The sequence below is a fragment of the Planktothrix serta PCC 8927 genome (assembly GCF_900010725.2).
Taxonomy (GTDB): Bacteria; Cyanobacteriota; Cyanobacteriia; order Cyanobacteriales; family Microcoleaceae; genus Planktothrix; species Planktothrix serta.
Genome location: NZ_LR734831.1, coordinates 1 through 6,239, shown reverse-complemented (window position 1 = coordinate 6,239; position 6,239 = coordinate 1). Strand labels below are relative to the sequence as shown.

7 protein-coding genes are annotated in these 6,239 nt (G+C 39.6%); 5 read left to right on the top strand and 2 right to left on the bottom strand.

Features of this window, described 5'->3' with window-relative positions; translation table 11 throughout:
• Window positions 1-81: 81 nt before the first annotated feature.
• Complete coding sequence (locus PL8927_RS02595; protein ID WP_083617329.1) at window positions 82-987, bottom strand: MBL fold metallo-hydrolase; 906 nt, start codon at window positions 985-987, stop codon at window positions 82-84.
• A gap of 239 nt (window positions 988-1,226) precedes the next feature.
• On the opposite strand from PL8927_RS02595, the gene PL8927_RS02590 reads away from it, so the two are divergent.
• The gene (locus tag PL8927_RS02590; protein WP_083617327.1) at window positions 1,227-2,105 is read left to right on the top strand and encodes a hypothetical protein; all 879 of its coding nucleotides are present in this window, start codon (window positions 1,227-1,229) and stop codon (window positions 2,103-2,105) included.
• A 10-nt stretch (window positions 2,106-2,115) separates the two neighbouring features.
• Here PL8927_RS02590 and PL8927_RS02585 read toward each other — a convergent pair whose 3' ends face one another.
• Entirely contained in the window at window positions 2,116-2,694 is a 579-nt protein-coding gene (locus PL8927_RS02585; RefSeq protein WP_197047293.1) for a hypothetical protein, read from the bottom strand.
• A 369-nt stretch (window positions 2,695-3,063) separates the two neighbouring features.
• Between PL8927_RS02585 and PL8927_RS02580 the strand changes: the two genes are divergently transcribed.
• The 4 genes from PL8927_RS02580 (at window position 3,064) to folP (ending at window position 6,044) form a co-directional block, all read left to right on the top strand.
• The gene (locus PL8927_RS02580) at window positions 3,064-3,972 is read left to right on the top strand and encodes an alpha/beta fold hydrolase (RefSeq protein WP_083617323.1); all 909 of its coding nucleotides are present in this window, start codon (window positions 3,064-3,066) and stop codon (window positions 3,970-3,972) included.
• Between the two features lie 39 nt (window positions 3,973-4,011).
• Complete coding sequence (locus PL8927_RS02575) at window positions 4,012-4,197, top strand: PCP reductase family protein (protein WP_083617321.1); 186 nt, start codon at window positions 4,012-4,014, stop codon at window positions 4,195-4,197.
• A 127-nt stretch (window positions 4,198-4,324) separates the two neighbouring features.
• Entirely contained in the window at window positions 4,325-5,050 is a 726-nt protein-coding gene (gene tpiA / locus PL8927_RS02570; RefSeq protein WP_083617331.1) for a triose-phosphate isomerase, read from the top strand.
• A gap of 124 nt (window positions 5,051-5,174) precedes the next feature.
• Window positions 5,175-6,044, top strand: a complete 870-nt coding sequence (gene folP, locus PL8927_RS02565) for a dihydropteroate synthase (RefSeq protein WP_083617319.1) — start codon at window positions 5,175-5,177, stop codon at window positions 6,042-6,044.
• Window positions 6,045-6,239: the final 195 nt, after the last annotated feature.

The window sequence follows — 6,239 nt, the reverse complement described above, 5'->3', positions numbered from 1 at the left end:
TGGATCATAATACCCACGAATGCGACGCTAGTTTGTGGCTCTATTGTTAACAATTAAACAGTTTTACGAGGGGTGAAATTGTTACAAATTGCCTTTGATGGCTTCCGGCTCTACAGGAGGAAGAAAATCCAAGGGAGAACTTAACTGAATCGATAATCCTTCCCGTGCGATTAAACTATTCGGAAACTGTTCCGCCACTTGTTCGCCGATTTTATCCATAAAATCATCATTATGAAGCGGGTCATGATGGAAAATCACCAACCGTTTCACCTTCGCCGCTTTCGCTATCTTTACGGCTTCCTGCCAAGTGGAATGTCCCCAACCGACTTTACTCGATTTTTCAGAATAATATTCCTCATCCGTATAGGTGGCATCATAAATCAAGACATCCGCATTTCGAGCTAAAAATAACACATTTTCATCTAAGCGCTCTGGAAAATGTTCTGTATCTGTCACATAGGCAGCTGCATAGTTTCGCCAGTTAATTCTATATCCCACCGCCTCACCCGGATGGTTTAATAAAGCCGTTTCGATGACAATTTCATCACCAATTTTAATCGACTTGCCAATATTAATATCCAAAAATTTTAAATCTGCCCCCATAATTTGTAAGGGAACTGGAAAATTGGGATTCAACATTTGATCATTCAAACGATGCTGTACTGTTGAACCATCGGGGGCAATCGTCCCATAAATATAGAACGTATTAATCTTAATAAAAGCTGGAACAAAAAACGGAAATCCCTGAATGTGATCCCAATGATAGTGAGTAAAAAATAAATGCGCGGTCACAGGCATTTGAGCCAGTAGGGATTGTCCCAAAACTCGTAAACCCGTACCGCCATCAAAAATCAATCGTTCTGAACCCACTCGCATCTCGATACAGGGGGTATTTCCTCCATAGCGAACCGTTTCCGAACCCGGACACGCGATGCTCCCTCTTACTCCCCAAAAGTGAACCGTGAATTGGTTTTGTAGATTAGACATAGGTGTTAATTGCTAGTTGGAGTTAGGCGGCTGAGTGGGTAAGGTTAATCATGATTAAGTTTTGGCAGAAAACTTAATTTAAACCCTTAGAGTTAGGATAAATCCGATCTCCAGGGAAGTTTATATTGTGTCAATATCTAGGTAAGGCGACAGAGTATCATAAACTATCGTTAATCCCACTCTAATTTTAGATCACATTTGAGATCTCACAACACAATACTCAGGTTTGGATGTTCGGAATGGATAAAGTCAGTAAAACTCTTGATCATCTTGATCTTATTCGGATTAGCCTATTAACCCAGAGTCGGCAACTCCTGCATCAAGTTCAAACCCTATTATATTCCAGGAATACAACCGTAATTTCTTCCCCTCCTTTTTCCACTGTACCCCGGTTTCCCTCGACTGGCGTTGCTCAACCCTTGAAGTCGTTACGCTCACGTCGGTCTGAACGTTTGAAAACTTGGTTATTCCTCCTAACTTTATTCGGAATTTGGGGATGGTGGAATAGCAAACTCCTATTCTCAACGGCTTTGGGGATGGTGGTGATGGCTTGGGTTTATCGCCTGCGGGAACTTCCGGTTAACTTGAATGGATGGGACTGGTATCGACGACTGGAAACTTCTCAACGCCAGTTGTTGTTAGCCGTTGGGAGTGGGGTGAGTTCCTGTGTATTCCTGTATATTTCTCTGTCCATTTGGACAACTGCTGAAAATCCAGAAATGGCATTGAGTGTGATTGGACAAAATTTAGGGATTTTAGGAATATTAAGCTTAATTATCTGGCAATGGTATCAACAAAAATCTGATTTTGGGAAATCCCAACTCAATCAATGGTTAGGAGATTTAACACAAGAGAATTCCCTGAAACGCTTGATTGCTGTGCGTCAACTCACCACAGCCTTTAAAAATTCTCCCCAACGTTCGGGAAATCCCCAATTATTATTAGAGGCTCAACGGTGGCAACCTTTGCCTCCCCTTCAGTCCTTTCAAGGAATTAATCGCACTCATATTGTTGAGTATTTTCAACTCATGTTATATCAAGAAAATGAACCCCTCGTTCGTGAAGCGTTATTAGAAGGGTTGCAAGTTTTAGAACAGGATCACGAAATTTATTCTTAATAATTAAGATTTAAAATTCAACGTGAAAATGATGTAAAATTAATTGCCCGTCAAAGGTATCAAAGGTAATTTTTTGGATATTTAAACCTTCTAATTCTAATTGAGCATTCGGGAAATTAAGGCAATCGGAGTTAATATGAGGAGAAACGTTCATTCTAGTTTCTGCTAATTTTTTACCTTCGACATCATAAGCAGATAAAACCGTAGCGCGAGAACTGGTAATCAGTCCACAGACTTTATGAATAGGATATTTAAAGTTAATTTCTAAGTGTCCTCCTTTAGGTGCTGCCATAATTACAGTAGTTGTAGATTTTAACACAAATGCAGGATTAGAAGGTTGTAAAGCGATCGCATTACAAAAAGTAATTCCCCAATGTTGAAACTGATTTTCAACGACTTCAAAACAATTTAATTCTTCTAAGGCTAACCGTATTTTCGTTGAGGTTTTAACTGTAAACTCTGGATCTAAATTCAGTTCTTCCCGTTGAGGATAAACAATTATTTCAGCAGAATTGGATTCAGAATCAACAGATGTTTCCAACTCTGAAGGTTGAATAAAATCAACAGCCGTAAAATCTTCGTCTATCATAAAATTTTTCATAATTACCCACAATCAATTTATTGAGCCGACAGGGTTGATTCAACCGTTTTGGTGACAAACTGCTATCTTTTGGGGGAGTACAAGCTGATTCACAGATTGAGATCCTTAAATCAGTAGCTCTCAAAAGATGGGTTTAACCCATGAGGGGTATCACCCCCTATTATAAATCAGTTCAGATTGTTTGCAAACCCAGTGCTCTTGAATTAACAAGATCCTACAGAGGCTATCCGGGGAAATCAGGAAGAAATTGTTGACTGTTGGCGGTTGGCGGTTGACTGTTGACTGTCAATTATTTCCCTCTCTCCCCCCTAGTCCCCCAGTCCCCTAGTCCCTTTAACTATTTTTTAGAGGTTAATTATGTTTGAACCGAATGGATTTGGTCAGCGTTCAATCGTGACATCTTTAGGCAGAATGGTGTATTACACAGCCGAAAGTTCCCCTTGGAATCTGAATGAAGTTTCTGCTGAGTTACCCCCATTAGTGTTTTTGCACGGATTTGGTGGAGGGTCTTCTGCTTATGAATGGTCGAAAGTTTATCCCGCCTTTGTGGATGAATACCGAATTTTAGCCCCCGATTTAATCGGTTGGGGACGTTCAGAACATCCGGCAAAAAGTTATAAAATAGACGATTATCTCACAACAATTACCGAATTTTTAGAACAAACTTGTTCAACTCCCGCAACAGTTATCGCCTCATCTCTAACGGCGGCGTTTACTATTCGAGTTGCGATTCAACGTCCTGACCTGTTCAAATCCTTGATTTTAGTAACGCCTTCAGGATTATCAGATTTTGGAGAAGATTATGGACGAACATTATTTAGTCAAATTGTTAAAACACCCGTTTTAGATCGGATTTTGTATTTTACTGGAATTGCGAATAGTGCCGGAATTCAAAGTTTTCTCCAAAACCGTCAATTTGCGGAACCGGATCGAATTTATCCCGAAATTGTAGAAGCTTATTTAAAATCTGCCCTACAACCCAATGCAGAATATGCAGCTTTGTCTTTTGTGGGGGGAGATTTGTGTTTTGATTTATCGTTGCATATCACGCAATTAACAATCCCAACAGCTATTCTTTGGGGTGAAAAATCAGCGTTTACTAGCCCAGAAACAGGCCAACGGTTAGCTAACTTAAATCCAACGGCGATTAAAGTTTTTCAAAAAATAGATCATGTAGGATTAACTCCCCATTTAGAACTTCCTGGCTTAACCATTGGGGTGATTCGTCAATTCCTGAAACTGCTTGAAACCCTTTCAACCCCATGAGTAAAATAAGGATACGATCCCAAACTAATTGTTAAGTTTATGCCTAACGCTGATTATTGCGATGAACTTCACTGGCTTCCTGAAGCTAAAGTCAAACTGAAAAATATCCCCTACTTTGTTCGGACTCAAGCCAGACAACGCATTGAACAACTCGCCAGGGAAGCAGACGAAGGTATTGTGACCCCAGAAATTGTGGAACAAGCTCGATTGGAATTTGGCCAATAAAGAATTGTTGTCTGTTGAGGTGTTAGCTGTTAACCGCCAACCGTCAACAGACAGCTATAAAAATGTCCCCTAACGCTTTAAACTGAAGGGTGGCATTTTATTGTTTTTAAGGTTAATTGCATTAACGGTGAGAAAAGTAATTATTGCGGGTAACTGGAAAATGTTTAAAACCCAAGCAGAAGCTCAAGAGTTTCTACAAGGGTTTACAAGTCATTTAGATGAAACCCCAGAAGACCGGGAAGTGGTACTGTGTGTACCGTTTACCACCTTGGGGATTATGTCCAAAAGTTTACATGGGAGTCGAATTCTCCTAGGCGCTCAAAATATACATTGGGAAGATTCAGGAGCATATACTGGGGAAATTTCTGGCCCGATGTTACTTGAATTTGGGATACGCTATGTTGTTGTCGGTCACAGTGAACGACGTCAATATTTTGGCGAAACGGATGAAACGGTGAATTTTCGACTCAGAGCGGCTCAACGTTACGGGTTAATCCCCATTTTATGTGTGGGAGAAACGAAACAACAACGGGATGCAGGGGAAACTGAACAGGTGATTTTCTCTCAGTTGGAAAAAGATTTAATTGGTGTTGATCAAAACAATTTAGTGATTGCTTATGAACCGATTTGGGCAATTGGAACAGGGGATACTTGTGAAACAAAAGAAGCCAATCGCGTGATTGGTTTAATTCGCAGTAAATTAATCAATCCTAATGTAACCATTCAATATGGTGGTTCTGTCAAACCCAATAATATTGATGAGATTATGAGACAGCCAGAAATTGATGGCGCCTTAGTTGGAGGGGCGAGTTTGCAACCCGAAGATTTTGCCCGACTTGTTAATTATCAGTAATCAGTAATCAGTCATCAGTTATCAGTTATCAGTCAAATAATTTAGACATTAAACTTATATTTTTCCCATTGCCCATTGCCTATTCCCCATTTCTGATAACTACCTCCCGAAAAATAAAAAAATTATGACTTTTCTAAACCCTTTAAAGATTAGAGAAACAAGTTTTCAATGGGGAAAACGAACTTATATTATGGGGGTTTTGAATGTTACTCCTGATAGTTTTAGCGATGGCGGAGATTTTAATAGCTTAGAAACAGCTTTTTATCAAGCAAAACAACTGGTAGAAGCCGGAGTTGATATTCTTGATATTGGGGGACAATCAACTCGACCTGGGGCAGAAATTATTAGTTTAGAGGAAGAATTAAACCGTGTAATTCCTGTGATTGAAGCAATTAGAAATAGTTCCGATGAAGTGTTAGCAGAAATTCCGATTTCTGTGGATACAACTCGTTCTCAAGTTGCGGAAGTTGCTGTAAAAGCAGGAGGAGATATGATTAATGATATTTCCGGCGCAACCTTTGATCCTGAAATGTTATCTGTGGTGGCTCAATTAAACGTTCCTATTATTTTAATGCACCTTCGAGGAACACCGAAAACTATGCAGACTTTAACCGATTATCAGGATTTAATTGAGGAATTAAAACAATTTTTGCAAGATCGAATTCAAGCCGCCATCACCCTTGGAATTCCTAGAGAACATCTTATTATTGATCCGGGGATTGGTTTTGCTAAAACCTGCGAACAAAATTTAGAAATTTTGAGGAATTTAACAAAATTGCGATCGCTTCATTGTCCGATTTTAGTCGGAACTTCTCGAAAAAGTTTTATTGGTCATCTGTTAAACCAACCCGACCCAAAACAAAGAGTTTGGGGGACGGCGGCGACTTGTGTAGTCGCTATTGCTAATTCTGCGGATATCTTACGAGTGCATGATGTTAAAGAAATGGTTGATGTTAGTCGAGTGGCGGATGCTATTTATCGAGTTAACATTTAAGAAAATTAGGAATTATAATTGTGACTGAAGCGACAATAGCTGTTAAAATGAATATATAGTCTAAATTAGTTGTATAAATGGCTTCAAATCCAATTCATCGTAGTAGGGGCGAGGCGCGCCTATTAGTGTCAACTTAAGCCAAAAACTGGTGATTATAGCCCAGATTAGATCCCCCTAAATCCCCCTTAAAAAGGG

Bases quoted from the DNA above. Each gene is read 5' to 3' on its own strand.
- PL8927_RS02595 (WP_083617329.1), bottom strand. From the start codon at position 987: ATGTCTAATCTACAAAACCAATTCACGGTTCACTTTTGGGGAGTAAGA.
- PL8927_RS02590 (WP_083617327.1), top strand. From the start codon at position 1,227: ATGGATAAAGTCAGTAAAACTCTTGATCATCTTGATCTTATTCGGATT.
- PL8927_RS02585 (WP_197047293.1), bottom strand. From the start codon at position 2,694: ATGATAGACGAAGATTTTACGGCTGTTGATTTTATTCAACCTTCAGAG.
- PL8927_RS02580 (WP_083617323.1), top strand. From the start codon at position 3,064: ATGTTTGAACCGAATGGATTTGGTCAGCGTTCAATCGTGACATCTTTA.
- PL8927_RS02575 (WP_083617321.1), top strand. From the start codon at position 4,012: ATGCCTAACGCTGATTATTGCGATGAACTTCACTGGCTTCCTGAAGCT.
- folP (WP_083617319.1), top strand. From the start codon at position 5,175: ATGACTTTTCTAAACCCTTTAAAGATTAGAGAAACAAGTTTTCAATGG.